Here is a 26343-nt window from a genome sequence, read left to right on the forward strand (position 1 = left end):
TTGGCAGGTCCGATCAGCAAAAGTGACAGGACCTCAGGCGGAACATAAGAGCCCCACAAAGCCACTGCAACCGCCGCTATTGCAAGAGTTGGTTTGCGGCGACGGCAGACAAGGGATCAGGACGCTCGGCAGAGTGCTCAATGCCAACAAAAGTGCCTGTTTCCCCGGATTTCAGGATTGAAGCCATGACATCGACCGCGTGCAGAGCACGGTCTAATGAGCAACGGAAATCACCGCCAAGAAGAATGGATTGAACCATATCGGCAAGGCCAGCTGATCGATAGTTGGCATGAGCGGTTTCGGTTTCCTTCACATTGGCTACAGCAAAGGGATGTCCGGATTGATCCAGACGCCTGATCCGGCCATCGGGTCCCGCCCATTCCACTTCACCGCCAAAAAAGTTCGGATCCGGCAGAAAGAGCGAACCTTTTGTGCCGTATATTTCCATAGGAGCATGACGATGGGCCCAGACATCCCAACTGGCTGAAAGTGTCACGGAAGCTTCATTTTCAAATTCGAGCAGCGATTGGATAGTGGTCGGCGTTTCAACCCGAATGCGTTCGCCAGATCTCGACCCGCTTTCGATGGTTCGCTCTTTGAAGGCGGAGGACGAAAGTGCCCCTACACGCTTAACTGGACCGATGAGATTGACCAGAGCTGCGATGTAATAGGGGCCCAGATCGAAAATCGGTCCACCACCTGATTTATAGAAAAAGTCAGGATTTGGATGCCAGCTTTCCATCCCGTGACTGAGAACATGACAAGTGCCTCCAATCACATCTCCGATCAACCCGCCGTCCAGAGCCGTTCTGGCTGTCTGTTGCGCGCCACCGAGAAATGTGTCCGGTGCACATCCGACTTTCAGGCCTTTTTTCTTGGCCAGGTCACCCAAGGCCATGCCATCCTTAATGGACAGCGCCAGGGGCTTTTCAGAATAAACGTGTTTGTCGTGGGCCAGGATCTCATGAGAGACAAGGTAGTGCGCATCAGGCACGGTCAGATTGACTATCAGGTCGATGTCCTCGGCCAGTAACAAGTCATGTACCGTCAAGGCGCGAATACCATAATAATCCGCCTTAATCTCAGCCGCCTCCCTACTCAGATCAGCACATGCCCGTATTTCTAATCCGGTAAATGCTGGGGCCAGATCGAAATAGGTTTTTGAGATATTTCCGCAGCCGATGATGCCAATGCCCATTCGGTCAGTCACAGGCGCCTCCCATATTCCGCGATTGGCTGTCGCGGAAAACAATAGGCGGTGCATCTGACACACATCAAGCGCTTAAGTTGTATATTCGACTGTTCTGGTTGATGGCACTACCGGTAGAAGATCGAATTGGCGGTTCAGTTACTGGATACACATGCCTTGCAGGTACCCCGCAGTTCAATTGTGGTGCGAGACAATCGAAACCCCTGCTGCTCTGTCCAATTACGCAGCAAGTCGATTGCTTTTTCCGGTGTGAATTCAGACACATCACCGCATCTTTCGCAAATGGCGAAAGCAGCGGCGCCGTGGGCCGCGCAACCTGTATGAGCACAGGCCACAAAAGCGTTCAGGCTTTCCAGCCTGTGCACCATGCCGTATTCGACCAGCTTGTCCAATGCTCTATAGACCTGAAGAGGGGCGCGGAACCCGTCGTCGCGCAACTGATCCAGAATAGCGTAAGCTGTCAGCGGACCACCTGCGCCCGATAGAGAACCAAAGACCAGCGCCTGATTCTTGGTCAATTCAGGATGCGTTTCAGCGCTCACGGCCGGTCTCCACTTCTGTTTGTTCTCATCCACTTTACCAAAAGCCCACCGGGAACAAGGCTCAGCGTGAACAGGACCACTGCAGCCACGACGATTGAAGGGCCGGAAGGTGTATCATAATTGAGCGAGGCATAGAGCCCCCCGACCACCGATGCACTTCCGATAATGGCCGCAAGTACCGCCATTTGCTCCGGCGTGGCAGAGAGCCTGCGCGCCGCTGCGGCGGGAATGATCAAAAGTGCCGTAATCAGCAACGCTCCGATGATCTTGAGAGAAATTGCGATAACAATCGCTGTCAGAATCATGAAGATCAATTCTGTGCGCTCAGGCCGCAGTCCCTCTCCGGCGGCAAGATCAGGACTTACTGTTGCAGCAAAAAGCTGCCGCCAGATGAGTGCCAGAACCATGAGCACAATTCCGCCCCCAGCATAGATCAGCGCAATGTCGATGCGTGTAACAGCCAGAATATCGCCAAACAGCAGTCCGAGCAGGTCGACGCGGACCCAGGTCATGAATGCAAGGCAAACCAGTCCGAGTGCCAGGGCTGAATGTGAAAGCAACCCCAGCAGGGCGTCCGACGACAGGGTGTCATTCCGGCGCAACAGAACCAAAAGCATTGCAATCACAACCGAAACGGCTCCAACTGCAAGTGTCGTGTTGATACTGAGCAATAAAGACAAGGCCACGCCCAGAAGTGCAGCATGCGAAAGTGTATCACCGAAATAGGCCATTCGACGCCAGACGATGAAACAGCCAAGCGGACCGGCAACAAGCGCCACCCCTATTCCGGCGACAAGCGCTCTTGTGAAAAAGTCATCGAGCATTTTGGCGCTCCAACTGCACTTCAGCGCCATCATCGTGCTCATGGTGCTCGCCCAGACAATCCGAACAAAGAGAGCCGTCGGAGTGCTGCACTTTCCCACCGGGTAGATGAACGTGATCATGATGATGTTCGTAAACGGCCAGCGCCGTTCCGGAACGCGCGCCGAAAAGAGCCTGATAATTGACATTCTGACTGACATCGGAAGGCGTTCCGCGGCAACAGACATGCCCGTTCAGACAAATGACCTGATCCGCCGCCGCCATGACCACATGGAGGTCGTGAGAGATCATCAAGATACCGCAGCCCAGGGTTCCCCGGATTTCGGAAATCAGATCGTAGATTGCGATTTCACCGGCATAGTCAACGCCCTGTACCGGTTCATCGAGCACAAGCAGCCCAGGAGCCCGGGCGATGGCGCGGGCCAGCATTACGCGTTGCAACTCACCGCCGGACAATGAGCGCATCTCTGCATCAATGAGCCGTTTCGCTCCTGTTTTTTCAAGAGCCTCAACGCATTCAGCATCAGTCAATGGGTTCGTCAGGCGTAGAAAACGCCGAACACTCAACGGCAGAGTCCAGTCAATTGAAAGCTTCTGGGGAACATAACCCACTGTGAGGCCCCGGCTTCTCACGGCACTGCCTTCGTTCGGCTTCATGATGCCGAGCGCCATTTTCGCTGTCGTCGACTTGCCTGACCCGTTGGGCCCGATCAGGGTCACGATTTCACCTGCCTCAACAGACAGATCGACACCCCTTACCAGCCAATCGGTGCCTTTCTGAATCCCTGCCCGGTCGAGCTTCACCAGACTGGTTTCTGATTTTGTCATGTTTTGAAGGCCAGTTCTGCTCAATATGTGCGTCGTCCGAGGGCGTTACTTTATAACACAAATACCCGTCAACCCCATTGCTTGCAACTTCAACCTCCGCTGTTTAACAATCCAGTCAAATTGACGTTTTGCAGTGACTAGCCAAGGCACAGCCAGCTTCAGGATCAACCAATGATATTTCCATGCATTTTGTCGGGAGGCGTTGGAACGCGCCTGTGGCCCTTGTCGCGCAAGGACAGACCCAAACAGTTTTTGACGATTTTCGATGGTGACAGCCTGTTTCAGAAAACCTGCAAGCGTGTTCAGGCCTCCGGGTTCGCGGACCCGATCGTGATCGGGAGCAACAATCACCGCTTCCTGATTGGAGAACAGCTTGCGGAGCTTGGCATCGATGCGCAGTCCATTCTGCTTGAACCAGTCGGCCGCAACACAGCTCCCCCTGCCCTGATGGCGGCGATGACGGCGGTTGAGACCGACCCGGATGCCCTTGTCCTTCTTTTGCCCTCTGATCACCTGATCCGAAAGGAAGATGAATTCATTGCTTCCGTTCTGAACGCCGAGGGTGCCGCCAGAAACGGCGCAATCGTTACTTTCGGGATTACTCCGACGGAACCTAATACCGGTTACGGCTACATTAAAGTCGTCTCGGGCAGTGACCCGGTACGACCGGTGGATGCATTCGTGGAAAAGCCCGACCACGCCCGCGCGGAAGAATTCTTGCGGGCCGGCGACTATTTCTGGAACGCAGGCATCTTTCTCTATTCGGCCAAGACGATGATTGCCGCGTTCAAATCGCTGCAACCGAAGCTTTTTGAAGATGTCAGCGCGGTAATGAAAACGCGGCATGCCGACCTCGACTTCACCCGCCTGGACACCGAAACCTTCGAAAAGCTCGACAACATTTCGATCGACTACGCGATTATGGAAAAGGCCAGCAATGTCGTTTGCGCTCCTGTTGCACCGCAATGGGATGATTTGGGTTCGTGGTCGGCCATCTGGACGGTTCTGGACAAGGACGGAGACGGCAACTCCGCTTTGGGCGATGCCCGGTTTCTCGGATCCAAGGACTGCCTTGCCTTTGCCGATAAAGGCCTGGTTTCGGTTATCGGACTTGAAAATGTGATGGTGATTGCCACGGCCGACAGCGTGCTTGTTGCACACAAGGACCGGGCACAAGATGTCAAGGATGTGGTCGAACAGCTGAAGTCCGAAGGCCGTGAAGAAGCCGAAAAGCATCCTCGCGCCTACAAGCCTTGGGGTTACACGGAGCGGATCAGTGCGGGAGACAGGTTTTCCGTACAATCCATGCTCATCAAGCCCGGCAAACAACTCAGCCTGCAGAGCCATCTGCACAGAGCTGAGCATTGGGTTGTTGTTTCTGGCACTGTGGAAGTCACGATCGATGGCGAAACACGTCTTTTGACAGAAAACCAGTCCGCCTATGTCCCGCTTGGCGCTCGTCACACGCTCACAAATCCGGGTAAAATTCCGGTGCGGATGATCGAAGTGCAGTCCGGAACTTATCTCAGCGAGGATGACATAATTCGCTACGATAAAGCATCACGCATCTAATAGTATTTCGGACTTTTCTGTGATGCTTTCTTGCCTTCGGTGCTGAAATCCGGCAAGACTTCACGTAGTCCATCGCGCACTTTCCAATCACTGTGCGCCTAGAAAGCGACACGTTGGGAACTTGCCTATGCATCATGTCTATCTCTGTGATTTCGTTAGGACACCGATCGGTCGGTTTGGTGGAATGCTGTCCTCGGTTCGTGCCGACAATCTTGGCGCAATCCCGATACAGGCCCTAATGGAAAGAAATTCGGAAACGGACTGGACAGAAGTCGACGACGTTTTTTTCGGGTGCGCCAACCAGGCCGGCGAAGACAATCGCAATGTTGCTCGGATGTCCGCTTTGCTGGCGGGCCTTCCCGAGACCGTCCCGGGAATGACGTTGAACAGGCTCTGCGGTTCAGGCATGGACGCGGTCATGACAGCTGCCCGGGCCATCAAGTCTGGTGAGATGGATCTTGCGATTGCCGGTGGTGTCGAAAGCATGTCCAGGGCACCTTTCGTGATGCCAAAAGCGGAAAGTGCCTATTCTCGGAATGCCGAAATCTACGATACGACCATTGGCTGGCGATTCGTAAATCCGTTGATGAAAAGCCAGTACGGCATCGATTCCATGCCGGAAACTGCCGAAAACGTTGCCGAAGACTTCCGCATCTCTCGGCACGACCAGGATGCGTTTGCGTTGCGAAGCCAACAGCGGGCCGAAGCCGCCAAGTTGTCGGGCCGCTTCGCAGAGGAAATCGTTCCGGTCATGATCCCCCAGCGCAAAGGCGACCCTGTCCTTGTAGATACCGACGAGCATCCGCGAGCTGGAACGACGCTCGAGTCGCTGTCGGCACTCAAAGCGCCTTTCCGTGACGGGGGTACGGTGACCGCTGGAAATGCTTCGGGAGTGAACGACGGGGCTGCGGCGCTTCTGATTGCATCAGAAGCTGCCGTTACCAAGCACAAACTAACCCCGGTTGCTCGCATTGTCGGTGGTACAACGGCAGGTGTACCGCCGAGGATCATGGGAATTGGCCCAGCCCCAGCCACCCGCAAACTTTGCGCCCGGCTTGGACTTTCGCTTTCTGAGTTTGACGTTATCGAGCTGAACGAAGCATTTGCGGCTCAAGCAATTGCAGTGATGCGTGACCTTGGCCTTCCCGAAGACAGTGACGTATTGAACCCGAATGGTGGCGCTATTGCTCTTGGCCATCCTTTGGGTATGTCGGGCGCAAGAATTGTCGGATCAGCTGCGCTAGAGTTGCGTAAGCGGGGTGGCAAACTGGCGCTGGCCACCATGTGCATCGGTGTCGGTCAGGGAATTGCGCTTTCCCTTGCCTCGGTATGACGCGTCCCACTCGATCGGATGGGGGCGGGACAAGTACTCGGTTTCGACCACGGATCTCGTTCGCTTCGGTCCGCCTTGATGCGCGTTTGCGCTTGAGATCTGCCTCCACTTCGCCAAGACGGTCCGACAATCTTTCAAACAGCGATGTCGGCAACCTCATCGTTTCGACATATATCGAGACAAATTCGTCTGTTATTTCGCTCAAACTGACCGACCTGAACTCTTTGTGCACCTCTTTTGCGAGGTTGCCCAACTCAACAGCATCCTCAATCAGGGGTCGAATTTCTGCTGTTGTCCGATCCGTATTTTGAGCTACCCAGAGCGCTGCAAAGACAGATAAGAACGTAAAAACAAATATATGCAGATTTTTGATGAAATATCGCATTGCAACCCCGAGCACTCATTAACAAATTGTTAACTTACTTCACTCGTAGCTGCCAAAACCTTGGGGTGCAACCTGATGCATTCAGTTTTAAGTTGTATTTTAACGATCATAGTTAATGGGTGCGAACTGCCGTTCTCACGGTTCGAGACAATCAGGTTTTGTGTCTTGAATGCATGAAACCGGCCGCGGCCTGGCCATTCAAACAGGACTTTCCTGACCCAAAATCAGTTCCAATAAAATTTTAGAGGACCTGTTACCGGGACCTTAGATGCTGGGTGCCTATAAGACGGTTGAGAATTGGGAGGGCGCAATGATCGACAGGACCGGAGAGATGAGGCTTTCATCTGCAGGATTGCTGCTTCTTCTTGCTGCTGCCGCCATGACCCTGTTCGCCGATTTCGGGCCCCGCCCTTCCGGCGGTGCACAGGCTGAAAGCTCTTTCTATGGCGTGCACAGATAGCGTTTAACCTATCAGGCTATCAGTTATGATTTCGGCATCAGTTGTGGGTTTTGTGCGCGCCCGGCCCCGCCGCAGTCACCGCAATGGGCGTCAATTCAGCGGTGAAGCGCAAGGCCTCCCTCTTCCCACCTCCACCGCCCTCTCGCGGTTTGTCGCCGAGGAGCATGATCGCGGACCCCATCACCACCGATACAAGGGTAATTATCAGGCCAAATGCAAGCATGATCACCGGCAGGAATGGGTCGTCGGCGGCAAGCACAAGCTCTCTAAGATTTCCGATGTTCGCGACGAAGATCCCTCCCAGAACGAGAGCAGCAATACCAAGACCGGCAGCACCGTTGATTACAAGCAAACGAAACAACGGATCTTTGGGCAGCTTGAAGTACCGAAAATATTTGCCGGTCATGCCAGACCCTTTCGAAAAGCAGCGACGAGATACTAACGTTATGTCGCCCCTGCTTGTGTCAACAAGGTGTCAATTCCGCCAAGCCGGGCGTATCTGGTTCGAGTAGCGCTTAATCGCTTTAAAAAATTGTGCGCCGCACTCTTGATTAGTTTCGAATTGATATATAACTAGTCGATATATCGAACCGGCATATGTTACTTTTTACAGGCTACGGTCAGTCATCCGGAATGCCCTGTCTGACGTAATGTGGTCGTTCGTCTCACAACCGTCAGACCGGGAGGACGCTTCCGGATACGGAGAAGTCAATGAGTGTGCGCAGCCTCTGTCTTGCGATTCTGTCGTTTGGCGATGCCACCGGATATGAGATCCGGAAGGAATCGACCGAGGGGCGGTTTAGCTATTTTGACGATGCGAGTTTCGGTTCGATTTATCCGGCACTTGCCCGGCTTGAAACCGATGGCCTCGTGACTGTTCGAGAAGAACCTCAAGCTGGCAAACCGGCCCGTAAAGTGTACTCAATTACGCAAGCTGGCCGGACCGAGTTCATCAATTCCCTATGTGAACCGCAAGCCGCAGACACTTTCAAATCGCCGTTTCTCCTCATTGCCCTCAACGCAGCACAGCTGCCTCCGGAGGTTATTCGTCGCGCGCTGGTGCGCCGTAAGGCCCAGGTGCAGGAAGAGCTGAGGCTTTTGACGGAGAGCGAAAACGAGGAATGCCGCCATCCTGGTTCTGATTGGACCCGGAACTACGGCATTGCCTGCATGAATTTCACCCTCGCCTACCTGGAAGAGCACGGCGGGGCCTTGATCAAGATAGCTGAAGACAGCGCCGAGCAGCTTGCAGCTGCCGAGTAAGCGAATATCGCGGAGTTTTAAGAATGCGTGTGAAGCTTTCATACATCCTTGCAGTTGCATTGGCGGCTGGTATCGGGTTCTGGATGTCGAGTGGCTCTGTAGTGGTTGGAGGCGTCGGCGACGGTGAAAACGCGACACCAGCCCCCGCCGAGAGAGTTGCAGCCAAAACCGGCGACACATTCCGTGTTCAGGTCGCTCGGCTGAAAGCTCAAGACCGACAGGCCGTGCTGGAAGTCCGTGGCCGGACCGAGGCTGAAGCCAAGGTTGCTGTCATGTCGGCGACAACGGACGATGTTGTCAAACGGCCTGCACGCGAAGGTGCGAGAGTTTCAGCCGGCGACATTTTGTGTGAACTGGACAGTGGCACACGCGAAGCACGCGTGCTTGAAGCCAAAGCTGCACTCACTCAGGCAGAACTGGACCACAGCGCAGCGACACAATTGGCCACAAAAGGGTTTACGGCGCAGACCCGCGCTGCAGCAACACAGGCCCTCCAGGACGCAGCGACCGCAAGACTGAAGGAAGCCAAGCTGGAGCTGGAGCGCACGATCATCCGTTCACCAATCGACGGCGTGATCGAAAGCCCTATGGCCGAAGTTGGTGCTCAACTTGAAAGCGGCAGCATCTGTGCCACCGTTGTAAATTCCGACCCTATGATCGCAATCGGTCAGGTTTCGGAAGTCAACATCGGCAAGATTTCCGTCAATATGGAAGCCGAGGTGGAGTTGGTTACCGGCGGAACGATCAACGGTGTCGTGCGCTATATCTCTCCTTCTGCGGATCCTGACACCCGGACTTTCCGCATCGAGATTGAGCTGCCAAACAAAGACGGCAAGGCCCGTGACGGTGTCACTGCAGTCAGCCGTCTTCCTCTCCCGGTGGAAAAAGCACACAAGATTTCACCTGCAATCCTGACCCTCAACGACGATGGGCAGGTCGGTGTGCGTACTGTTGGCGAAGACAACAAGACTGCATTCTACCCAGTCAAAGTTCTGGGCGGCGAATCTGACGGCCTTTGGGTCGGCGGCTTGCCCGAGAACGTTACGGTGATTGTCGTCGGACAGGAATATGTGGGTGACGGTGAAACCGTTCAACCGGTGTTTGAAACTGCGGAGGTCAGCCAGTGATTGACATGCTCGAAGGCGTCCTCCGACGTCCTAAAACGGTTTTCGTACTGATGGTCGCCCTGCTTGTTGCAGGGGTATTCAGCTATATCAGCATTCCGAAGGAAGACAGTCCGGACATCGATGTCCCGGTATTCTATGTCTCAATCGCGCAACAGGGCATTTCACCTGAGGACGCGGAACGCCTGCTCGTCAGGCCCATGGAAACAGAGCTTCGCGGCCTGGATGGGCTCAAGGAAATCACGGCAATTGCGTCCGAAGGCCATGCCGGTATCGTCCTGGAATTCGATATCTCCTTCGACAAGGACGAAGCGCTTGCGGATGTTCGCGACAAGGTTGATGCCGCAAAGGGTGAATTGCCTGCCGATGCTGAAGAGCCGACGATCTCCGAAACCAACTTTGCGCTTATCCCGACGATTACAATCGCCTTGTCTGGAAACGTGCCGGAACGCACTCTGTATCAGCATGCGCGGCGCCTGAAGGATCAAGTCGAAGCAATCGACACAGTTCGCTCTGCCGACTTGAAAGGCCACAGAGAAGAACTCCTGGAAGTCCTGATCGATTCAGAGAAACTGGAATCCTATTCGGTCACACAGCAGGAACTCCTGACGTCGCTGTCCAACAATAACCAGCTTGTCCCTGCCGGGTACATTGATGGCGGACAGGGCCGCTTCAACGTCAAGGTTCCAGGCCTGATCGAAAACTCCCTCGATGTTTATTCTCTGCCGATCAAGCAGTCTGGAGAAGGCGTTGTTACACTCAGCGATCTCGCCGAAATCCGCCGCACCTTCAAGGACGCGGACTCCTATACGCGTGTAAACGGCAAGCCTGCCATCGCCCTGGATGTGACCAAGCGGATCGGCACCAACATCATCGAGAACAATCTGGCGATCCGGGCTGTTGTTGATGAAGCCACCAAAGACTGGCCCGAGACGATCCAGGTCGACTACATGCTCGACATGTCTTCGAATATTTTCGAAGTGCTGGGCTCACTGCAGTCTTCGATCCTGACAGCGATCTTCCTCGTGATGATCCTGGTTCTGGCGGCTCTTGGGTTGCGGTCCGCCCTCCTCGTTGGTCTCGCTATCCCGACCTCCTTCATGGTCGGCTTCCTGATCTTGTCCGGCCTGGGATACACGGTGAACATCATGGTGATGTTCGGCCTTGTGCTGACAGTTGGTATGCTCGTCGACGGCGCCATCGTCATGGTCGAATATGCAGACCGCAAAGTTCACGAAGGCATGGAGGACCGGGAGGCTTACATCCGTGCTGCCAGACTGATGTTCTGGCCGATCGTTTCCTCGACCGCCACGACGCTGGTGGCCTTTCTGCCGATGTTGCTCTGGCCGGGCGTTGCCGGCGAATTCATGAGCTACCTGCCGATCATGGTCATCATCGTTCTGACCGCAGCTCTGCTGACGGCAATGGTCTTCCTGCCTGTGACCGGCGGCGTCTTTGCGATTACCACGCACTGGGTTGAGCGTAACGCAGCCCTTGTGCTTTCATTCCTTTTCGGCGTCATCGCGGCCGTATCTGCTCTTGCCACGTTCGGTGCCATGATCGGTTCTCCCGATTTTGCCGCGCGAATTGCAGAAGCTCCGCTAGCTGTTCCAGCGGCAATCCTGTCCTTCTTCGTCGTGGGTGTGCTGTCTTTCCTGGTTTTGCGCCCCTTCGTTCGCTGGCGCCGGCAGCGCGCTGCAAAGCAGGTCGAGCTTGAAAACGAAAAACCGTCCAAAAGCTTCCGGACTGTCACTTTTGTCTCTTTGATGTTTGAGATAGTGGCTGTCGGATTCGCGGCGTATTTTGCCTACTTCCTGGTCACAACAAGGCCTGAAATCATAACCGGATCTATCGGCGGGATCTTCACATATCTCTCCGGGCTGGCTCAGCCGCTTGCAATCTTCTCGCATCCGATTGCCCTTGATGTCGGGTTCTACCTTACGGTTTGCGGTCTAGCGTTTGTTGCCATCTGGGCCGGATACAAAACAATCTCCCCGCTCGTCCACTTCCTTGAGTGGGTGTTTGACGGAGTGCGCAAGCGTCTGGGTTTCGGCACACGCAATGGCGGCGGCCAGAGCGAAAAACCGGCGGAACTCACATTTGACGCAACGACGGTCAAGGGCCTCACCGGTCTTTACGTTCGCCATTTGAAACTTCTGGCAGGAAACCCGATCGGCAACATTTTGACGATTGTGGTCGTTCTCGGAACGTGTGGACTTATCTTCACGTCCTTTTCTTCCAACCCGACCGGCGTCGAATTCTTCGTTGACGAAGAACCCGATCAGGCTGTTGTCATGGTTTCGGCTCGCGGCAACATGTCCGCCGCCGAATCCCTTGCCATTGTCCAGCAGGTCGAGGCTGAAGTTCTGCAGACGGCCGGTATCCAGAATGTCATCACCTCCGCCTTCCCTCCGGGTGGCGGCAGTGGCCCGCAATTCATTGGCGGGGTGCAGGACAAACCTGCTGACGTGATCGGTGAAATGTCGCTGGAACTGGCAAAATACTGCTGTCGGCGCAATGCTGCCGAGATCTTTGAGGAGATCCGTCAGCGCACTGCTTCCATCCCGGGTATCAAGGTTGAAACCCGCAAGATCGAAGGCGGCCCACCAACCGGCAAGGACCTCCAGCTGGAAGTCAAATCAACCGAATACGACACAATGGTTGAACAGGTTGCCCGCATCCGGGCTCAACTTGACCAGATGGATAATCTGCTTGATCAGGAAGATGGTCGCCCTCTGCCGGGCATCGAATGGCAGATTACCATCGACCGCGAGCAGGCAGGGCGCTACCAGGCTGGTATCGGCTCAGTCGGCAACATGGTTCAGCTCGTGACCAACGGTGTTCTGATCGGCAATTACCGTCCGACAGATTCCGAAGACGAAGTTGATATTCGTGTTCGATTGCCAGCTGACGAGCGCACGCTCGACCGGTTTGACCAATTGCGTCTGCAGACCAATCTCGGTCTTGTCCCGATTGCCAATTTCATAGACCGGGCACCGGAACAAAAAGTTTCTGCGATCACACGCAGGGACGGTCTTTATTCCATGATGCTGAAGGCTACTGTCGACCAGACAGCGCTGGATGCGGAAGGCAAGCCGGTGACGGTTGACGCCAAGGTTCAGGAGCTGAGTGAGTGGATTGACGCACAGACCTTCCCGGACAACGTCTACCTGCAATTCCGCGGGGCAGATGAAGACCAGAAGGAATCGGGTGAATTTCTGATGAAGGCGATGGTTGCTTCGCTCTTCCTCATGTTCCTCATTCTGCTGACGCAGTTCAATTCGTTCTACCAGACCTTCCTGACGCTCTCCACGGTTGTCATGTCGGTGATGGGTGTTCTGCTGGGCATGATGCTGACAGGCCAGAAATTCTCGATCATCATGACCGGGACCGGAATTGTCGCGCTTGCAGGTATCGTGGTGAACAACGCGATTGTTCTCATAGACACCTATAACCGCTTCAGACACGACGGGTTTGAACCGCTGGATGCGATCTTGAAGACCTCCAGCCAACGTCTGCGTCCGATCCTGTTGACGACTGTGACAACGATTGTCGGCCTCATTCCGATGGCGACAGCGGTCAATCTCGACTTCTTCACGCAGACTGTCGCAGTTGGCGGCATTACGGCTATCTGGTGGATCCAGCTCTCGACAGCGGTCATTTCAGGCCTCGCGTTCTCGACGATCCTGACACTGGTCATGATTCCGGTGATGATCGCCTTGCCGAGCACATTTGTCCGCTCCGCCAAAGCTGTCTGGTTCTGGCCTGCAGAAAATGCAGCTCGCCGCAGAGAGCGCAAGGAGCTTCAGCAATCGGTTGAGGTGGAAACGGAAGCGGATCAGGATGTCGAATGGACAGATCCGCAACAGGAAAAAGAACGGCCAGCAGCCAAGGTCGTGTCAATGCCCAAACCGGCACCACCAAAAGTCCCCCCGCAAGAGGAACTGCCGCACGCGGCCGAGTAACCTCCAAGCAAGACGAAAGGCCGCCACTTTGGCGGCCTTTCCTTTTTGAAACGCAAAACCAAAAACCGCTTGCTGTCCTTAGCCAATCCAATATAGTTGCTTAATACAACTATATTGGATTTTACAGATGACAGCCGTTTCTCCGTCCGTTGTTCAGACCGTTCGCTCCGCTTCCCGTCAGCTCGTGCGGGAATTTGGTTTCCTGGACAAGGCAATCGCCGGAACAGACCTATCGGGGTCCGGCGTCCATGCGATCCTTGAGATCGGATTGACCCCGGGACTCACCGCAAAGGACCTTTCTGCCCTGCTCAAACTTGAAAAGTCCACGATCAGCAGGCTTCTCAAATCATTGGAACGACGTGGAGACATTGAACAGACACGCTCAGTGAGCGATGGCAGGGCCTTTGGTCTGAGCCTCACTGAACAGGGCCAGGCCACCTATGCTGCGATTGACCGTTTCGGAAACAATCAGGCACACGGCGCCCTTTCCCGTCTTGATGGGGAAAACCCCGAAGATGTCGCAAAAGCCATGTCTTTGTACGCTGATGCATTGAAAGGATCAGACGCAGGCAATGAGGCGCTGAGAACCAAGTATCCGATTGTGGATGGCTACCAGACCGGAATGATCGGAGACATCGCGGCAATGCATGCTCGGACTCACGGTCCGATAGTTGGCATGGGAGCAAGGTTCGAAAGCGTTGTATCAGCGGCAATGGCCGAGTTTATGCCCAGGATCGCGAACCCGCTTAACAACAGCTGGAGCGTGCTCGACGGCAGCGAAGTGATTGGTTCCATCAGCATTGATGGAGAGCATCTTGGAAACAACATTGCACATCTGCGCTGGTTCATTTTGTCTGAACGCCTGCGAGGCAAAGGGCTTGGAAAATCACTTTTGAAAAGCGCGCTGGATCATTGTGATCGTCACGCCTTTCGTGAAATACATCTCTGGACACTCAAGGGACTGGAAGCTGCACGGGCACTTTATGAAGCGAACGGCTTCGACCTTGCTGAGGAATATGTCGGCGACCAATGGGGCAAGGCCGTCACCGAGCAAAAATTCATTCGAAAGCTTTCCTGAGGAATCCTACAGCCCTACCCGTCAGAGATGGCAACGGTCACGCCTGTTTCTCGATTTTGGTCATGCTGAGCACCACAGAGAGCCTCAGCACAACCTTGTCTTCATCGCCAGCCCGTTGCCAATTTCCCTTATGCCTTGGTGATCGAGTTACCGCCGTCACAAAGCATTGCGGAGCCGGTTACGAACGAACCGGCATCGGAAAGCAGGAACAGGGCCGCATTGGCAATCTCTTCAGGCTTCGCCATGCGTTTCAGCGCGTGCAATCCGGCGACATAGTCATGAAATGCCGGATCATCCCCTGCCATTTCGGTGCGTGTTCCGCCGGGTAGAAGCGCGTTGACCCTGATATTGTCGGGGCCATGTTCCACGCTCAAGACCTGCGTCAACCCGACCAATCCGGCTTTTGATGCTGCGTAGGCAGCCATGCCCGGCAATCCAATCGTGTGGCCCACAAAGGATGAGGTAAAGACAATTGCGCCGCCACCGCGGGTCTTCAAGGCCGGTATCTGATGCTTGGCGAGCAGGAAGGCGCTGGTGAGATTTGTGTCCATCACCTGCTGCCAGCTGGTGAGGCTCATTTCCGGAACGGGGCCCATGTCGCCAAGCATTCCGGCATTATTAAAGGCACCGTCCAGACCACCGAACTTTTCGACGGCCATTGACACCGCCGCTGATGCAAAATCCGGGTCAGACACATCACCAGCCAATATTTCCACCTTGCCGGCGGCATCTGGTATCGACGTCCTCACCTCTTCCAACTTCTGCTTGCGACGCGCCGTTAGAACCAGATTTGCGCCAGACGCGGCAAACAAACCCGCTGCTGCAGCGCCAATTCCGCTGCTGGCACCTGTGATCAGTATTGTTTTTTCATGCAACATTTTTTAGCTCCTCATTTGAACGAGGCGCTTTAAGTGAACTGGTTTTTAAGACGTTGAAACCCGATTTGCGAGATCCGAAACCGGCCGCTGACTATTGGTGGTCAGCCACCGTGATCCTTGTCCCGGTCTGCTATATTGTCGAGGTCGGTATCGCACTCATCACCATCGTCAACGAGGTGCATCGATGCATCCGCAAGAACCAGCTTTCTGTGTGCGCGCCAGGAAAACGGGATCGTGAGGAGATAAAGAACCGCCCCGCCGGCAAGCATGCGGAATGGATAGCTGACTGTCAGGGCCACGATCAGGACGGCGAAAACAAACAGGGGCAAAACGTAGTCACGGCGGACGCGTGTTCCGAGCGTTTTGCCCGAATAGGTCGGCAGTCTGCTGATCAGCAAAAACCCAATGCAGATTGTATAAGCGGCGACGAACGCAGCGTCGGCAAACCAGTGCGGAAACAGTCCGAGAAAGTCCAGATAAAGAGGCAGGAGAACCGTCAACGCCCCTGCCGGCGCTGGAACACCGGTAAAAAAACGCGATGCCCAGGCTGGCTTGTCGGGATCGTCAAGCGCGACGTTGAACCTTGCCAGGCGAAGGGCAGCTGAAATCGCGAAGATAAGCGCAGAAATCCAGCCGAGGTTTCCCGCGTCTTTGAGTATCCAAAGATAGAGCATCAGCGCAGGCGTTACGCCGAAATTGACGAAATCCGACAGAGAATCCAGTTCCGCGCCAAACCGGCTGGTTCCCTTCATCATGCGCGCGACGCGTCCGTCCAGCCCATCAAGCACCGCTGCCACCAGCACGGCCCCGACCGCGAACTCCCAACGACCTTCGAAAGCCATACGCACAGCCGTCAGTCCGGAACACAGTGCGAGCAGCGTCACCATGTTCGGCACAATCAGACGCAATGGAACGCGGCGGAAACGCGGCGCAGAGCGGTTCTGGTCGGTGTCTGTTTCGGGGGCCTCGGTCACGTCTGGCCTCAGTTTACTCTGGTCAGCGTTTGTGCGGCTTCTTGCGGAACACTTAGGTCCGCCAGAACCGTTTCACCGGCTATCATCGTTTGTCCGAGCGCCACTTTCGGCTGCGTGTCCGCCGGGAAATAAACATCCAGACGGGATCCGAAGCGGATCAGTCCAAAACGCTCACCCGTGTTGAGCGTTTCCCCTTCCCGCACGAAACACACGATCCGGCGAGCAACAAGTCCAGCAATCTGGACCACGCCAATACGGGTGTTTCCGGTCTCAATGACCAGCCCGTTTCTCTCGTTGTCTTCACTGGCTTTGTCCAACTCGGCATTTAAAAACTTACCTGCCCGGTAGGCCACTCGGGTGATCTTGCCACCGATAGGCGCGCGGTTCACATGGCAGTTGAAAACATTCATGAAAATGGAGACGCGCATCAGGGGTTCGTTGCCGAGCTCCAGCTCAGCCGGCGGGCGCACCAAACCGACAAGGCTCACCACCCCGTCAGCCGGGGAAATGACCAACCCCTCGCGCACCGGCGTGACCCGCTTGGGATCGCGGAAAAAGTAGCAAACCCATCCTGTGAAAAAGAGCCCGATCCAGAACAGCGGATCGATAAACCATCCAACAACCAGAGTTGCGACCAGTGCAATGGCAACGAACGGCCACCCTTCGCGGTGGATCGGAACCATGGACTTGGTAACGCTATCTACAATCGACATTTTACATCCGCTTCACTGAACAGGCTTTTCGGGACCTGGCTTTATCGGCAACTCATCCCCTATTGATATGCACCTGTTGCGCTTCTCTTTCCCCGCTTCTAGAGGCTTTTTTCTACCAAGAGAACCGGCAAATCCCGTTATTCATTCGAATCTTGCCGGTCTCTCCCCAAGACTTGCGGCTGACGGAAGCTTGTAATCAGTCTCCCAATAAGGCGGTTTGCCATATTTTCCGATCAGGAAGTCCACAAAAGCCGTCACTTTCGGCGGAACAAACTGACTGGGTGGATAGACCGCCCAGATCGCGCCCGTTCGGGCGATCGAGTAGTCTTCCATGACAGCAACCAGCCGTCCATCGCGCAAGTCTTCCCAAACGTGCGCAAGTGATTTCAGACTGAGGCCAAGTCCGTGGATAGCGGCATCATAGGTCAGGTCTCCGCTATCCCCCTTGATCACCGGCTTTTTCAACTCGAACGCCATTTCGCCTTCAGGGCCGTTGAAATACCAGATGGGTACGGATGCCATGCTGATACAGTCGTGATTGGCAAGATCTTCCGGTGTGCTGGGGACGCCCTTGCGGGCCAGATAGTCTGGCGAGGCGCAAAGAGCCCTCGGATTGCCGCCGAGGCGTCGTGCAAGAAGGGAAGAATCGGCAAGTGGTGCCCCGCGAACCGCAATGTCGTAGCCTTCGTCGACGACATTCACCATACGGTCCGAAATGTCCATTTCGAGTTGGATGTCCGGATATAGCGACCGAAACTCCACCAGATGAGGCAGGATATGTTTTCTGCCGAAAAAGGTATTGCAGGAGATCCGCAGCGACCCGCGAGGCGCTTCATTGGAAGCCTCAAGTATCGTCTTGGCCTGATCGATTTCTCCAACAGCCGCGCGCGCATGTTCCAACAACACGCGGCCCGCTTCTGTTAAAGTTGTCTTTCGCGTTGTTCTTGCAAACAACTGAGCACCAAAGACTTTTTCAAGCCCGGTCAGCCTTGTGCTGGCCGCAGATGGTGACAGTCCGATTTCCCGGCCTGCACTGGCCATGCTGCCAAGCTCAGCAATGCGAATAAAGAATTTCAGATCTTCCAGTCTCATTATTCGACTTTATAGAATAATAATTTCTATTCAAGCCATATTCTTCCAAAGATCGCAACATGAAATAACAGTCTCATCAACACGAAGGAGACCACCATGTTGCACACAGGCGATATCTACGAAATCAGGGCACGCGCTGCCCGGAATGAAGGACTGCGTCAGTTGGCGATTGCTCTGACCGGTTTTCTCGTTCGTGCAAAAGGCAAGAAAACAAACAGAGCCGGCACATCACTGAATTTGGAGAATGCGAATGACAGCGTATTCGAGTTCAAGCGCGCGGCGTAAGCGCATGAAATTGGCTTCGCTCCGACATTAAACGGCCAGTTTCGGTGCAACCGACCAGGCGGAAGAAGCACTAAAACCAACGCATGCTCGATACTTGAATATGCGCACCGCTAGCCGGGTGCCCCAATCAATTATTCGATCTTCTGGAACAAAACCTTCCAGAGAAGCCCAATTCTCCCAACTTTCTCAATGTGAAATACAGGGTAACCGACACACAAAGGAGACCATCATGTTGCACACAGGCGATAGTTACGAACTCCGCGCGCGTTCGATCCGCAATCAGGAACTGCGTCGTTTGGCAGGTGTTGTCTCGCGCTTCTTGTTCCGGTCCACTTCTTCGAAACACGCCCAAAAGCGCTTCGAAGGTTTGCAAGGCGCAAACGACCTCAATGTGGAAATCCACCGCGCAGCCTAATTGCTGCGCGGCTGCCCCTGCGATGCATTGCCGCCATATCTCTATTTCGCTGGAATGTAGTCCGCAGTCTTGCCCCGGGTCACGACACCAAGATCGTCTTGCTCCCGCGCAGCGCGCAGCCGCTCCTCAGCTTCATCCGCCTCTCTCTGACGTGCCCACATGGAAGCGTAGAGACCGCCCTTTTCCAGAAGCTCCATGTGGGTGCCACGCTCTGCAATCTCACCGGCCTCAAGCACAATAATCTGATCGGCATTGACGACCGTCGACAAACGGTGCGCAATCACAAGCGTGGTTCTGTTTTTGGAAACCTGATCCAATGCCGACTGGATTTCCCGTTCCGTGTGGGTGTCCAGCGCAGAGGTCGCCTCATCCAGGATCAGAATTGGCGGTGACTTCAGAATTGTGCGGGCGATGGCAACACGTTGTTTTTCTCCGCCAGACAGTTTCAGTCCCCGCTCGCCAACCTCCGAGTCATACCCTTTCGGCAGTTTCTCGATGAAGTCATGGATCTGCGCCATGCGGGCAGCCTCCTTGACATCCTCTTCACTCGCGCCCGGCCTGCCGTATCGAATGTTGTAGGCAATCGTATCGTTGAAAAGCACGGTGTCCTGAGGAACCATGCCGATCGCATGGCGGACACTTTCCTGAGTGACATTGCGAACGTCTTGCCCGTCAATCTCAACAGAGCCACCGGTCACGTCATAAAAACGGAACAACAACCTGGAAATTGTCGACTTACCTGCTCCGGAAGGTCCGACGATAGCCACGCTCTTGCCGGCAGGAACTTCGAAATCAATACCCTTCAGGATCGGGCGGTCGGCATCGTAGTGGAACCTGACGTCCTTGAAGACAATTTTGCCCTCAACTGCCGAGAGCGGTGCAGCGTCAGGCTGATCCCTGATTTCAGCCGGAACAAGAAGAAGATCGAACATGGTTTCGATATCCGCCAGTCCCTGTCGAATTTCGCGATAGAGGAAGCCTATGAAATTGAGCGGAATGGAAATTTGCATCAACAGGGCGTTGATAAGAACAAAGTCACCTATGTTCTGTTCGCCGGCCAGAACGGCCTGCGCCGAGAGCGCCATGCAGACCGCCATACCGATACCAAGGATGACGGCTTGTCCGAGGTTGAGCCAGGCAAGTGATGTCCAGGTCTTGGTTGCCGCCGCTTCGTATCTGGCCATGGAAACATCAAAGCGTTCGGACTCCATCTTCTCATTTCCGAAATACTTGACTGTTTCGAAATTCAAGAGACTGTCGATCGCCTTGGAATTGGCTTCCGTGTCGCTTTCGTTCATTTCGCGGCGAATGCCGATACGCCAGTTGGTACATTTGACCGTGAACCAGACATAGGCTGCGATCATGACTGCCACAACGACAACATAGAAAAAGCCGAACTGGTACCAGATCACCGCTGCCATAATCGCGAATTCAAGGATGGTCGGCAGTCCGTTCAAGATCGTGAAACGAACTATGGACTCAATCCCCTTCACCCCGCGCTCAATGACGCGGCTGAGCCCGCCTGTCCTGCGCGAAAGGTGATACCGCAGCGAAAGCTGGTGCAAATGGCGGAACGTCAGATTCGCAAGCTCTCGCACGGCGTGCTGACCAACCCGCGCAAACAAGGCGTCCCGAAGCTGGTTAAAGGCAACAGATAGAATTCTCGCAGCATTATAGGCAAGAACAAGCATGACCGGCGCAACAAGAAATGCCGGAAGATCCGCCACCTCCCCTGTCAGTGCGTCGGTTGCCCAGGCGAAGAAATAGGGAGATAGCACAGTAACGAATTTTGCGATGATCAGCGCAAAGACCGCCAGTAAAACGCGCTTTTTCAGATCAGGCCGGTCTGAAGGCCAGATAAAGGGCCAGAGATTGGCCAGTGTTGTAAGCGTGCTGCCCTCATCGGCATTGACCGCCTTGCGGATTTTGGGCTGGTCTGACTGGCTGCCTGCAGCCGCACCAGATGACTTGTGCGGCGAGGTGGCTGATTGATCTGTCACAAATTTTCTCCGGGTCGCGGTTGCGACCGTTCTTTATTTATTCGCCGGCGGAGCTCGCCGGGTCCTTGGTCGCGGGCGCCTGATCGGACTGAACCGCATTAAGACAGGTCCAGAAGTCTTGTGAGCACCTCTCGGCCTGCGCGAGCTTGTCCCAATTCAAGATGTAATGACAGTTTCTGCCACGGGTGTCGCATGTCAGCAGGCCAACATCCTTCAGGACCTGCAAATGCTGTGAAACGGTGGACTGAGCCAGCGGCAGATGATCCACGATCTCGCCACAACAGGCTTCATTTCGAACGGCAAGCTGCTTGATAATCGCAAGGCGCGCGGGATGCCCCAGCGCGCGAAAAATTCCGGCAAGGTCCTCGCAGCTTTGCAAGCACGCGCGCGATGCTTCAAGGCAAGTTTTGGTTTTCACTTCCGTTTCGCTCATCGAGCATATCCCGGCTCACATCCGCGTGTTCCATCGTGAATATGCGATGAATGTATTCAAAAACAAGGCAGGAAACGAAAAAAGGCAGGAGAATGCTTTCCTCTCCCGCCTCTTATTACGTTTGCTTCAGGGCTGGATCACCTATCCGTTGCGCCCGTCGTCATCCGATCCATCGGACCAATTGAGATCGCCCTCAGGCGTCAGGAAGACCTGGCCAGGATAAATGAGGTCGGGATTGCGGATCTGGTCGGTGTTCGCCTTGTAAATCGTGGTGTAGCGAACACCATCACCATAGAGCCTGCGCGAGATCCGCCAAAGGTTATCCCCTTTGCGGATGATGACCACAGGCAGCGACTTTTTCACTTGAGCACCCTGCCCGTCACCAGTATCGCCACTTCCGGTGGCCACAACCTTTGTCAGGACGATCTGCTTGTCTTCTTCCTTTTCGAAGGTCACCGCAGCGCGGGCGTCAACAGAACTGCCGTCGCCGGCAATCAGGTCCGCCCGAACTTCCACGTCACCCTCGGCGATGTTCTTGCTGCCCTGCACCAGCCATTTTCCACTGGAATTGACCTGGGCTTCACCCTGGAATTCGTCGCCAACATACACGCGGACTGAAGACCCTGGTTCGCCGGTGCCTGCGACATAAACCGTGTCCTTTTCAGATTCCACAGCTTCCACAGTTACCGTTGGAGCTGCTTCGGTCGGCGTCTCGGTTGCCGCTGAAGCAGCAACACTTGTTTCTGCTGGTGCTTTTTCCGATTTGCCCGCAATCGTACTTTGCGTTTCCGCCGTGACCGCGCCCTGGCTGTCTTGCTGAGAAGATGCAGCTGCTGTTTGCGTTTCCTCCGCTTTCACCTCGGGAGTTGCGTGATCGCCGCTTTCAGCGACAGCCGTTGTTTCTCCACTCGGCGCATCTGCGCTTTGGGCAGCAACCTGCGCTTTTCCATCTTCTGTAGCAGGAGCTGTTTCTTGCGATGCTGCAGCCGTCTGTTCTTCCGTGGCCTGCGATGAGGTCTCCGGTGCAGCTGACGCTGAAACGGCAACTTCCGCCGATGGATTTGAAGCTTCAGAGGACTTGGCTGAAACGTCTTCGCCAGCCGTTTCATTGGCAGCTGTTTCTGCCTCAACCGATGGCGTTTGACCCGCATCGGCCACTGAATCTTTTCCGGTAACCTGCGCGCTCGTGCTGGTCTGCGGCGCGGCGGCGATCACGGTTTCTGTTGCTGGTTTTTGGAGAACGTCTGAAGGACCATCGGGCGTATTCAAGACGACCAGTGGCTGTTCGTTTCCGCCTTCGGGAATGGACACAGCCAACCTTTCAGTCGATTGCTCGACGGGCTGGCCCTTTTCGTCATGAACCTCTAGGCCAACATCATAGTCGCCCGGCTTGAGCGGTTCATCAAGAATAATTGTCCACTCGCCGGCCTCGTTGGCAATGCTTGTACCGACGACCTTGCCATTGGCCAGGAGAGCAACAATTGCACCGGCATCGGAACGACCTGCAACAACCGTTTCGCCGGTCGGCTCAACACCAACAACATCAAAGCTTGGCCCCTTTGGCGGTGTCCCACTTTCGACGTCCACACTCTTTTCGGCAGCCTTGGTCTCAACCGGACCGTCTGAGCCAGATGATTGCTGAAGCGATGAGACAGATTGCTCGTCCGTTTCTTGCGTGGCAGGTGCAGAAACAACTTCTGCAGGCTGCTGAAACGGCAACCGGCCGGTCTGGTTGTAAGTGTACCCGGTCACGACTGCGGCAACCCCGACCGGTACACCCACAATCAAAGTCCAGATCAATGTCAGCTTGTTCATTTTTTTCCTGTCGGAAGCGCGAATTCTTGTCCGCGGCAATTCCGTGTCTGTTCCCTGCATCAGGCCCTGCGGCTTCAGCCACAGTCAGAAAAGTCCTGTCAGGGTCCATGCATAGCTGTTCTTTCAAAGCGCGGCAAGAAATCCCGCTTCAGAACCAAGGCCTTTCAAACAGAATGCTTGACCACATGGCAATCTGAATGCCACATCTTTGCGTCATGAATACGGTTTCTCAAAATCAGCTTAAGAGCGTCTGCGTTTATTGTGGTTCCAGCTTTGGTTCGGACCCGACTCACGAAGCAGCGGCAACCCGTCTTGGTCAGCTCATCGCCGACGCGGGGCTGCGTCTGGTCTACGGCGGCGGCTCGGTCGGCCTGATGGGCACGGTTGCAAAATCTGCGCTGGAGTCCGGCGGCGACGTTACCGGGATTATTCCAAAGTTCCTGGAAAAACGCGAAGTGATGCTGGACACGCTGGAAGACCTTGTCATCACCAGTGACATGCACGAGCGCAAGCATTTGATGTTCGAAAAATCGGATGCGTTCATTGCGCTACCAGGTGGGATCGGCACCTTGGAAGAAGCCGTGGAAATGATGACCTGGGCCCAGCTTGGTCAGCACCGCAAACCCGTCGTCCTTGCGAATATCAACGGTTTCTGGTCACCACTTCTGGAACTGCTGGACCACATGCGTGCTCAGGGCTACATCCGTCCAGAAACCGAAGTCCCTTATCTGGTCGCCAAGAAGATAGAGGACATCTTGCCGTTGCTGCGCCAACAAGTTTCCGGCACCTCGCACCAGGTATCAGATCACCTGGCCGACGTCAGAGAGTTGTGAACAAAGTAGTCAGGTAGAAAGTTCTTTCTCCTGAGGTGATCGGAAAAACAACAACCGTATAAATTGCGGTTGGTGTCATTGAATAGTACCGTCCCGAAAGATTCGCTAGCAATAGGTCCTTCCATGCAAACGACCCTTTTGGTTGAAGACGCTTCGTTTTTTGAAAAAGCGATCGTTAAAAAACTGCACGAGGTCGGCAGAAACCAGATCATGGTGGCCCGAAACTATGCGGAAGCTGAAAGCTGCCTCAATCTGCCCATCGGCGAGCCGGACCTTGCCCTGGTCGATCTGACGTTGCCCGATGCACCTGATGGCGAGATCGTCGATCTTTGCGAAAAATGGAAAATTCCGACGATCGTCTTCACCAGCCGTTTCGATGCCAAAACCCGGAGCAAAATGCTGGAAAAGGGTGTGATCGACTATGTGTTGAAGGATTCACCGGGCAGTTTGAACTACGTTGCCGATCTGATCCGCAAACTTGCGAAGAACCCGAGCATCGGCATCCTGGTTCTCGATGATGCTGCGGTCGAACGCGATGCAATTTCCAAGATAGTCTCCAAACATCTTTACAAGGTCTATCAGGCCGGCTCCACGGATGAAGCCCTGGAGTGCCTGGCGGCCAATCCGGACATCAAGCTGGTCTTGGCCGACTATTTCATGCCGGACAAAGACGGATTTGCTTTTTGAAAGCCTGCAGGCGGCTGCATGATGCTGAAAAAGTCGGCGTCATCGGCATGTCCTCATTTGCAAATCCGGACAATCGGGTTCGATTTTTGAAGTATGGCGCTGCTGACTTTGTCGACAAGAACTGTTCTCCGGAGGAACTGCTTCTCAGAGTGTCGCAAAATCTGGACTACATCTATCGCATTGAAGAACTGAACAACATGGCGATGCGCGATGCGCTGACCGGGCTATACAACCGACGCTACCTGCTCGACGAAACAGCCAAAGTCATCAAGGGGTGGGCCGTGACCGAGGGCCGCAACCACTGGCTGGCCCTGCTGGATCTGGACTCCTTCAAAGACATCAATGATACCCTCGGCCACGATTTCGGGGACGCGGTCCTAAAGCGCTTTGCAGGTCACCTCGCCGAACTTACCAATGAAAACGACATTGTTGCCCGGCTGGGGGGCGATGAGTTCTGCATAGTCTTTTGCGACAGGTCGAGGGATGAAGTCGCTCAAAGTTTACAGGGATTGCTTCAAACCTTACAAATCGCGCCCGTCAAATTCGACGGTCAGGAACACAATATTCAAACAAGCATCGGAGCGTCGGTGCTTGAAGACGACAAGTTCGACACCGCTCTCAAAACCGCTGATCTGAGGCTCTATACGGCCAAGAGAACCGGTCGCGGCCAGCTGGTAGCCGCAGACTGAGCAACAACAAGCTTGACCTGATCTCAATGCGCCTTTCGGTAACGATGCCAACTGTCAAAGGTAAAGACCACTAGCGCCACCCAGATGAGCGCAAAAGCCATCAGCTTTGTCGGGTCGAGTGGTTCGCCCCAAACATAGACTGCCATCAGAAAGTGCATGGACGGCGCCATATACTGCATCAAACCCAACATGAAGAGCGGCAAACGCCGAGCCGCAGATGAAAAGAAGATGAGCGGCAGAGCGGTGACGATACCGGTCCCTGCGAGTGCTGCGAGAACCGGCAGATCGTTCAGCACCAAGGCATCTTCACCCCAGCTGAGGCTCAAGAGAACATAGAGGCTCGCCAGCGGCATCAGCAAAAGCGTTTCCACGAACATCCCCGGCGTAGCCTTCACAGGCGTCACTTTGCGGACATAGCCATAACCGGCGAAGGAAAAAGCCAAAACCAGCGACACCCAGGGCAATCCGCCAGCAAGCACCGCCTGCATCAACACCGCCAGAGCTGCAATTCCAACGGCAATGCCTTGTCCTATCGAGAGGCGCTCATGAAGCACAACCAGACCGACGACTATGCTCACAAGGGGATTTATGAAATACCCGAGGGAAACGTCGAGAACCTGCTCGTTGGCAATCGCCCAGACGAACACGAGCCAGTTGACCGCAATAAAACTTGCCGAAGCGCACAGGCCCTTCAGCACATTGGGTTGTCTGAAAACCTCGCGCACTTCAGGCCAGCGGCCCCGCAGGTACAGATACAATCCGACAAACAGCACCGACCAAAGGATACGATGGGAGACGACAATGTCGGCAGGAACCGTGTCGGTCAGCTTGTAGTAAGCGGGAAAGAAGCCCCACATACCGTAAGCCGCAAAACCGAACATCAGTCCCCTGCGGAACTCCGCATGCGCTTCGGCGTCAGACACCGTCTGCGACATCAGATTGCCTTT

Annotated in this window: 25 protein-coding genes; 12 read left to right on the forward strand and 13 right to left on the reverse strand. The window is 54.8% G+C overall.

The genetic code is table 11. The annotated features are described in order from the left end of the window. Window positions 1-76: 76 nt before the first annotated feature. The 4 genes from ACZ1HV_RS04735 to ACZ1HV_RS04750 form a co-directional block, all read right to left on the reverse strand. A complete protein-coding gene (locus tag ACZ1HV_RS04735) occupies window positions 77-1210 on the reverse strand; it encodes a Gfo/Idh/MocA family protein (protein ID WP_472717461.1) in 1134 nt (377 codons plus the stop codon). Window positions 1211-1344: 134 nt separating this feature from the next. Further along, window positions 1345-1752 (reverse strand): Fur family transcriptional regulator, encoded by a 408-nt coding sequence (locus ACZ1HV_RS04740; protein ID WP_472717462.1) that lies wholly within the window; start codon window positions 1750-1752, stop codon window positions 1345-1347. Beyond that, window positions 1749-2618: a metal ABC transporter permease gene (locus ACZ1HV_RS04745; protein ID WP_472717463.1), complete on the reverse strand. Its 870-nt coding sequence runs from the start codon at window positions 2616-2618 to the stop codon at window positions 1749-1751. The genes ACZ1HV_RS04740 and ACZ1HV_RS04745 overlap by 4 nt, the downstream gene beginning before the upstream one ends. Continuing rightward, complete coding sequence (locus tag ACZ1HV_RS04750; RefSeq protein ID WP_472717464.1) at window positions 2566-3402, reverse strand: ATP-binding cassette domain-containing protein; 837 nt, start codon at window positions 3400-3402, stop codon at window positions 2566-2568. Before ACZ1HV_RS04750 ends, ACZ1HV_RS04745 begins: the two co-directional genes overlap by 53 nt. A 171-nt stretch (window positions 3403-3573) precedes the next feature. On the opposite strand from ACZ1HV_RS04750, the gene ACZ1HV_RS04755 reads away from it, so the two are divergent. From ACZ1HV_RS04755 to ACZ1HV_RS04765, 3 genes are all read left to right on the forward strand, one after another. After that, complete coding sequence (locus ACZ1HV_RS04755; protein WP_472717465.1) at window positions 3574-4974, forward strand: mannose-1-phosphate guanylyltransferase/mannose-6-phosphate isomerase; 1401 nt, start codon at window positions 3574-3576, stop codon at window positions 4972-4974. 127 nt (window positions 4975-5101) lie between these two features. After that, on the forward strand, window positions 5102-6307 hold the full coding sequence (gene pcaF, locus ACZ1HV_RS04760) for a 3-oxoadipyl-CoA thiolase (protein ID WP_472717466.1): 1206 nt from the start codon (window positions 5102-5104) through the stop codon (window positions 6305-6307). A gap of 695 nt (window positions 6308-7002) precedes the next feature. Further along, on the forward strand, window positions 7003-7152 hold the full coding sequence (locus tag ACZ1HV_RS04765) for a hypothetical protein (RefSeq protein WP_298814522.1): 150 nt from the start codon (window positions 7003-7005) through the stop codon (window positions 7150-7152). A 37-nt stretch (window positions 7153-7189) separates the two neighbouring features. On the opposite strand, the gene ACZ1HV_RS04770 is transcribed toward ACZ1HV_RS04765, so the two are convergent. Beyond that, a complete protein-coding gene (locus tag ACZ1HV_RS04770) occupies window positions 7190-7558 on the reverse strand; it encodes a hypothetical protein (RefSeq protein WP_472717467.1) in 369 nt (122 codons plus the stop codon). 305 nt (window positions 7559-7863) lie between these two features. Here ACZ1HV_RS04770 and ACZ1HV_RS04775 point away from each other — a divergent pair, with 305 nt between their 5' ends. The 4 genes from ACZ1HV_RS04775 to ACZ1HV_RS04790 all read left to right on the forward strand — a co-directional run bounded on the left by ACZ1HV_RS04775 (window position 7864) and on the right by ACZ1HV_RS04790 (window position 14582). Next, window positions 7864-8415, forward strand: a complete 552-nt coding sequence (locus ACZ1HV_RS04775; RefSeq protein ID WP_472717468.1) for a PadR family transcriptional regulator — start codon at window positions 7864-7866, stop codon at window positions 8413-8415. Window positions 8416-8438: 23 nt separating this feature from the next. Beyond that, window positions 8439-9542, forward strand: coding sequence for an efflux RND transporter periplasmic adaptor subunit (locus ACZ1HV_RS04780; RefSeq protein WP_472717469.1), 1104 nt, complete (start codon window positions 8439-8441; stop codon window positions 9540-9542). Then, the gene (locus tag ACZ1HV_RS04785; protein WP_298982339.1) at window positions 9539-13504 is read left to right on the forward strand and encodes an efflux RND transporter permease subunit; all 3966 of its coding nucleotides are present in this window, start codon (window positions 9539-9541) and stop codon (window positions 13502-13504) included. The genes ACZ1HV_RS04780 and ACZ1HV_RS04785 overlap by 4 nt, the downstream gene beginning before the upstream one ends. Before the next feature lie 127 nt (window positions 13505-13631). Continuing rightward, complete coding sequence (locus ACZ1HV_RS04790; RefSeq protein ID WP_472717470.1) at window positions 13632-14582, forward strand: helix-turn-helix domain-containing GNAT family N-acetyltransferase; 951 nt, start codon at window positions 13632-13634, stop codon at window positions 14580-14582. 128 nt (window positions 14583-14710) lie between these two features. On the opposite strand, the gene ACZ1HV_RS04795 is transcribed toward ACZ1HV_RS04790, so the two are convergent. The 4 genes from ACZ1HV_RS04795 to ACZ1HV_RS04810 all read right to left on the reverse strand — a co-directional run bounded on the left by ACZ1HV_RS04795 (window position 14711) and on the right by ACZ1HV_RS04810 (window position 18239). Beyond that, window positions 14711-15460: an SDR family oxidoreductase gene (locus ACZ1HV_RS04795; RefSeq protein ID WP_472717471.1), complete on the reverse strand. Its 750-nt coding sequence runs from the start codon at window positions 15458-15460 to the stop codon at window positions 14711-14713. A 101-nt stretch (window positions 15461-15561) separates the two neighbouring features. Beyond that, window positions 15562-16347, reverse strand: coding sequence for a CDP-alcohol phosphatidyltransferase family protein (locus ACZ1HV_RS04800; protein ID WP_363324439.1), 786 nt, complete (start codon window positions 16345-16347; stop codon window positions 15562-15564). 95 nt (window positions 16348-16442) lie between these two features. After that, window positions 16443-17147, reverse strand: coding sequence for a phosphatidylserine decarboxylase (locus ACZ1HV_RS04805; protein ID WP_298814546.1), 705 nt, complete (start codon window positions 17145-17147; stop codon window positions 16443-16445). 141 nt (window positions 17148-17288) lie between these two features. After that, a complete protein-coding gene (locus ACZ1HV_RS04810; RefSeq protein WP_298957899.1) occupies window positions 17289-18239 on the reverse strand; it encodes a LysR family transcriptional regulator in 951 nt (316 codons plus the stop codon). Between the two features lie 96 nt (window positions 18240-18335). On the opposite strand from ACZ1HV_RS04810, the gene ACZ1HV_RS04815 reads away from it, so the two are divergent. Then, window positions 18336-18524 (forward strand): hypothetical protein, encoded by a 189-nt coding sequence (locus tag ACZ1HV_RS04815; protein ID WP_298814552.1) that lies wholly within the window; start codon window positions 18336-18338, stop codon window positions 18522-18524. 229 nt (window positions 18525-18753) lie between these two features. Then, window positions 18754-18939: a hypothetical protein gene (locus tag ACZ1HV_RS04820; RefSeq protein WP_298814554.1), complete on the forward strand. Its 186-nt coding sequence runs from the start codon at window positions 18754-18756 to the stop codon at window positions 18937-18939. A 41-nt stretch (window positions 18940-18980) separates the two neighbouring features. On the opposite strand, the gene ACZ1HV_RS04825 is transcribed toward ACZ1HV_RS04820, so the two are convergent. The 3 genes from ACZ1HV_RS04825 to ACZ1HV_RS04835 form a co-directional block, all read right to left on the reverse strand. Next, window positions 18981-20864 (reverse strand): ABCB family ABC transporter ATP-binding protein/permease, encoded by a 1884-nt coding sequence (locus tag ACZ1HV_RS04825; RefSeq protein WP_298982621.1) that lies wholly within the window; start codon window positions 20862-20864, stop codon window positions 18981-18983. A 112-nt stretch (window positions 20865-20976) separates the two neighbouring features. Next, window positions 20977-21372 carry an ArsR/SmtB family transcription factor gene (locus ACZ1HV_RS04830; RefSeq protein WP_298957902.1) on the reverse strand — a complete coding sequence of 132 codons (396 nt, stop codon included), beginning with the start codon at window positions 21370-21372 and terminating at the stop codon, window positions 20977-20979. 141 nt (window positions 21373-21513) lie between these two features. Next, the gene (locus ACZ1HV_RS04835) at window positions 21514-23187 is read right to left on the reverse strand and encodes a LysM peptidoglycan-binding domain-containing protein (protein ID WP_472717472.1); all 1674 of its coding nucleotides are present in this window, start codon (window positions 23185-23187) and stop codon (window positions 21514-21516) included. A gap of 197 nt (window positions 23188-23384) precedes the next feature. Here ACZ1HV_RS04835 and ACZ1HV_RS04840 point away from each other — a divergent pair, with 197 nt between their 5' ends. The 3 genes from ACZ1HV_RS04840 (at window position 23385) to ACZ1HV_RS04850 (ending at window position 25396) form a co-directional block, all read left to right on the forward strand. Further along, window positions 23385-24020, forward strand: a complete 636-nt coding sequence (locus ACZ1HV_RS04840; RefSeq protein ID WP_298982345.1) for an LOG family protein — start codon at window positions 23385-23387, stop codon at window positions 24018-24020. A 123-nt stretch (window positions 24021-24143) separates the two neighbouring features. Further along, window positions 24144-24707, forward strand: coding sequence for a response regulator (locus ACZ1HV_RS04845; RefSeq protein ID WP_472717473.1), 564 nt, complete (start codon window positions 24144-24146; stop codon window positions 24705-24707). Window positions 24708-24754: 47 nt separating this feature from the next. Next, entirely contained in the window at window positions 24755-25396 is a 642-nt protein-coding gene (locus ACZ1HV_RS04850) for a GGDEF domain-containing protein (RefSeq protein WP_472717474.1), read from the forward strand. Window positions 25397-25419: 23 nt separating this feature from the next. Here the strand turns inward: ACZ1HV_RS04850 and rarD are convergent, their stop codons facing one another. Continuing rightward, a complete protein-coding gene (rarD, locus tag ACZ1HV_RS04855; RefSeq protein WP_298814566.1) occupies window positions 25420-26331 on the reverse strand; it encodes an EamA family transporter RarD in 912 nt (303 codons plus the stop codon). Window positions 26332-26343 lie beyond the last annotated feature (12 nt).

The organism is Roseibium sp. JB4-4, from assembly GCF_055693425.1.

Coding starts and splice junctions, on each gene's coding strand:
- ACZ1HV_RS04745 (WP_472717463.1), bottom strand. CDS start 2,618: ATGAGCACGATGATGGCGCTGAAGTGCAGTTGGAGCGCCAAAATGCTC.
- ACZ1HV_RS04750 (WP_472717464.1), bottom strand. CDS start 3,402: ATGACAAAATCAGAAACCAGTCTGGTGAAGCTCGACCGGGCAGGGATT.
- ACZ1HV_RS04755 (WP_472717465.1), top strand. CDS start 3,574: ATGATATTTCCATGCATTTTGTCGGGAGGCGTTGGAACGCGCCTGTGG.
- pcaF (WP_472717466.1), top strand. CDS start 5,102: ATGCATCATGTCTATCTCTGTGATTTCGTTAGGACACCGATCGGTCGG.
- ACZ1HV_RS04765 (WP_298814522.1), top strand. CDS start 7,003: ATGATCGACAGGACCGGAGAGATGAGGCTTTCATCTGCAGGATTGCTG.
- ACZ1HV_RS04770 (WP_472717467.1), bottom strand. CDS start 7,558: ATGACCGGCAAATATTTTCGGTACTTCAAGCTGCCCAAAGATCCGTTG.
- ACZ1HV_RS04775 (WP_472717468.1), top strand. CDS start 7,864: ATGAGTGTGCGCAGCCTCTGTCTTGCGATTCTGTCGTTTGGCGATGCC.
- ACZ1HV_RS04780 (WP_472717469.1), top strand. CDS start 8,439: ATGCGTGTGAAGCTTTCATACATCCTTGCAGTTGCATTGGCGGCTGGT.
- ACZ1HV_RS04790 (WP_472717470.1), top strand. CDS start 13,632: ATGACAGCCGTTTCTCCGTCCGTTGTTCAGACCGTTCGCTCCGCTTCC.
- ACZ1HV_RS04795 (WP_472717471.1), bottom strand. CDS start 15,460: ATGTTGCATGAAAAAACAATACTGATCACAGGTGCCAGCAGCGGAATT.
- ACZ1HV_RS04800 (WP_363324439.1), bottom strand. CDS start 16,347: ATGGTGACGCTGCTCGCACTGTGTTCCGGACTGACGGCTGTGCGTATG.
- ACZ1HV_RS04805 (WP_298814546.1), bottom strand. CDS start 17,147: ATGTCGATTGTAGATAGCGTTACCAAGTCCATGGTTCCGATCCACCGC.
- ACZ1HV_RS04810 (WP_298957899.1), bottom strand. CDS start 18,239: ATGAGACTGGAAGATCTGAAATTCTTTATTCGCATTGCTGAGCTTGGC.
- ACZ1HV_RS04815 (WP_298814552.1), top strand. CDS start 18,336: ATGTTGCACACAGGCGATATCTACGAAATCAGGGCACGCGCTGCCCGG.
- ACZ1HV_RS04820 (WP_298814554.1), top strand. CDS start 18,754: ATGTTGCACACAGGCGATAGTTACGAACTCCGCGCGCGTTCGATCCGC.
- ACZ1HV_RS04830 (WP_298957902.1), bottom strand. CDS start 21,372: ATGAGCGAAACGGAAGTGAAAACCAAAACTTGCCTTGAAGCATCGCGC.
- ACZ1HV_RS04835 (WP_472717472.1), bottom strand. CDS start 23,187: ATGAACAAGCTGACATTGATCTGGACTTTGATTGTGGGTGTACCGGTC.
- ACZ1HV_RS04840 (WP_298982345.1), top strand. CDS start 23,385: ATGCCACATCTTTGCGTCATGAATACGGTTTCTCAAAATCAGCTTAAG.
- ACZ1HV_RS04845 (WP_472717473.1), top strand. CDS start 24,144: ATGCAAACGACCCTTTTGGTTGAAGACGCTTCGTTTTTTGAAAAAGCG.
- ACZ1HV_RS04850 (WP_472717474.1), top strand. CDS start 24,755: ATGTCCTCATTTGCAAATCCGGACAATCGGGTTCGATTTTTGAAGTAT.
- rarD (WP_298814566.1), bottom strand. CDS start 26,331: ATGTCGCAGACGGTGTCTGACGCCGAAGCGCATGCGGAGTTCCGCAGG.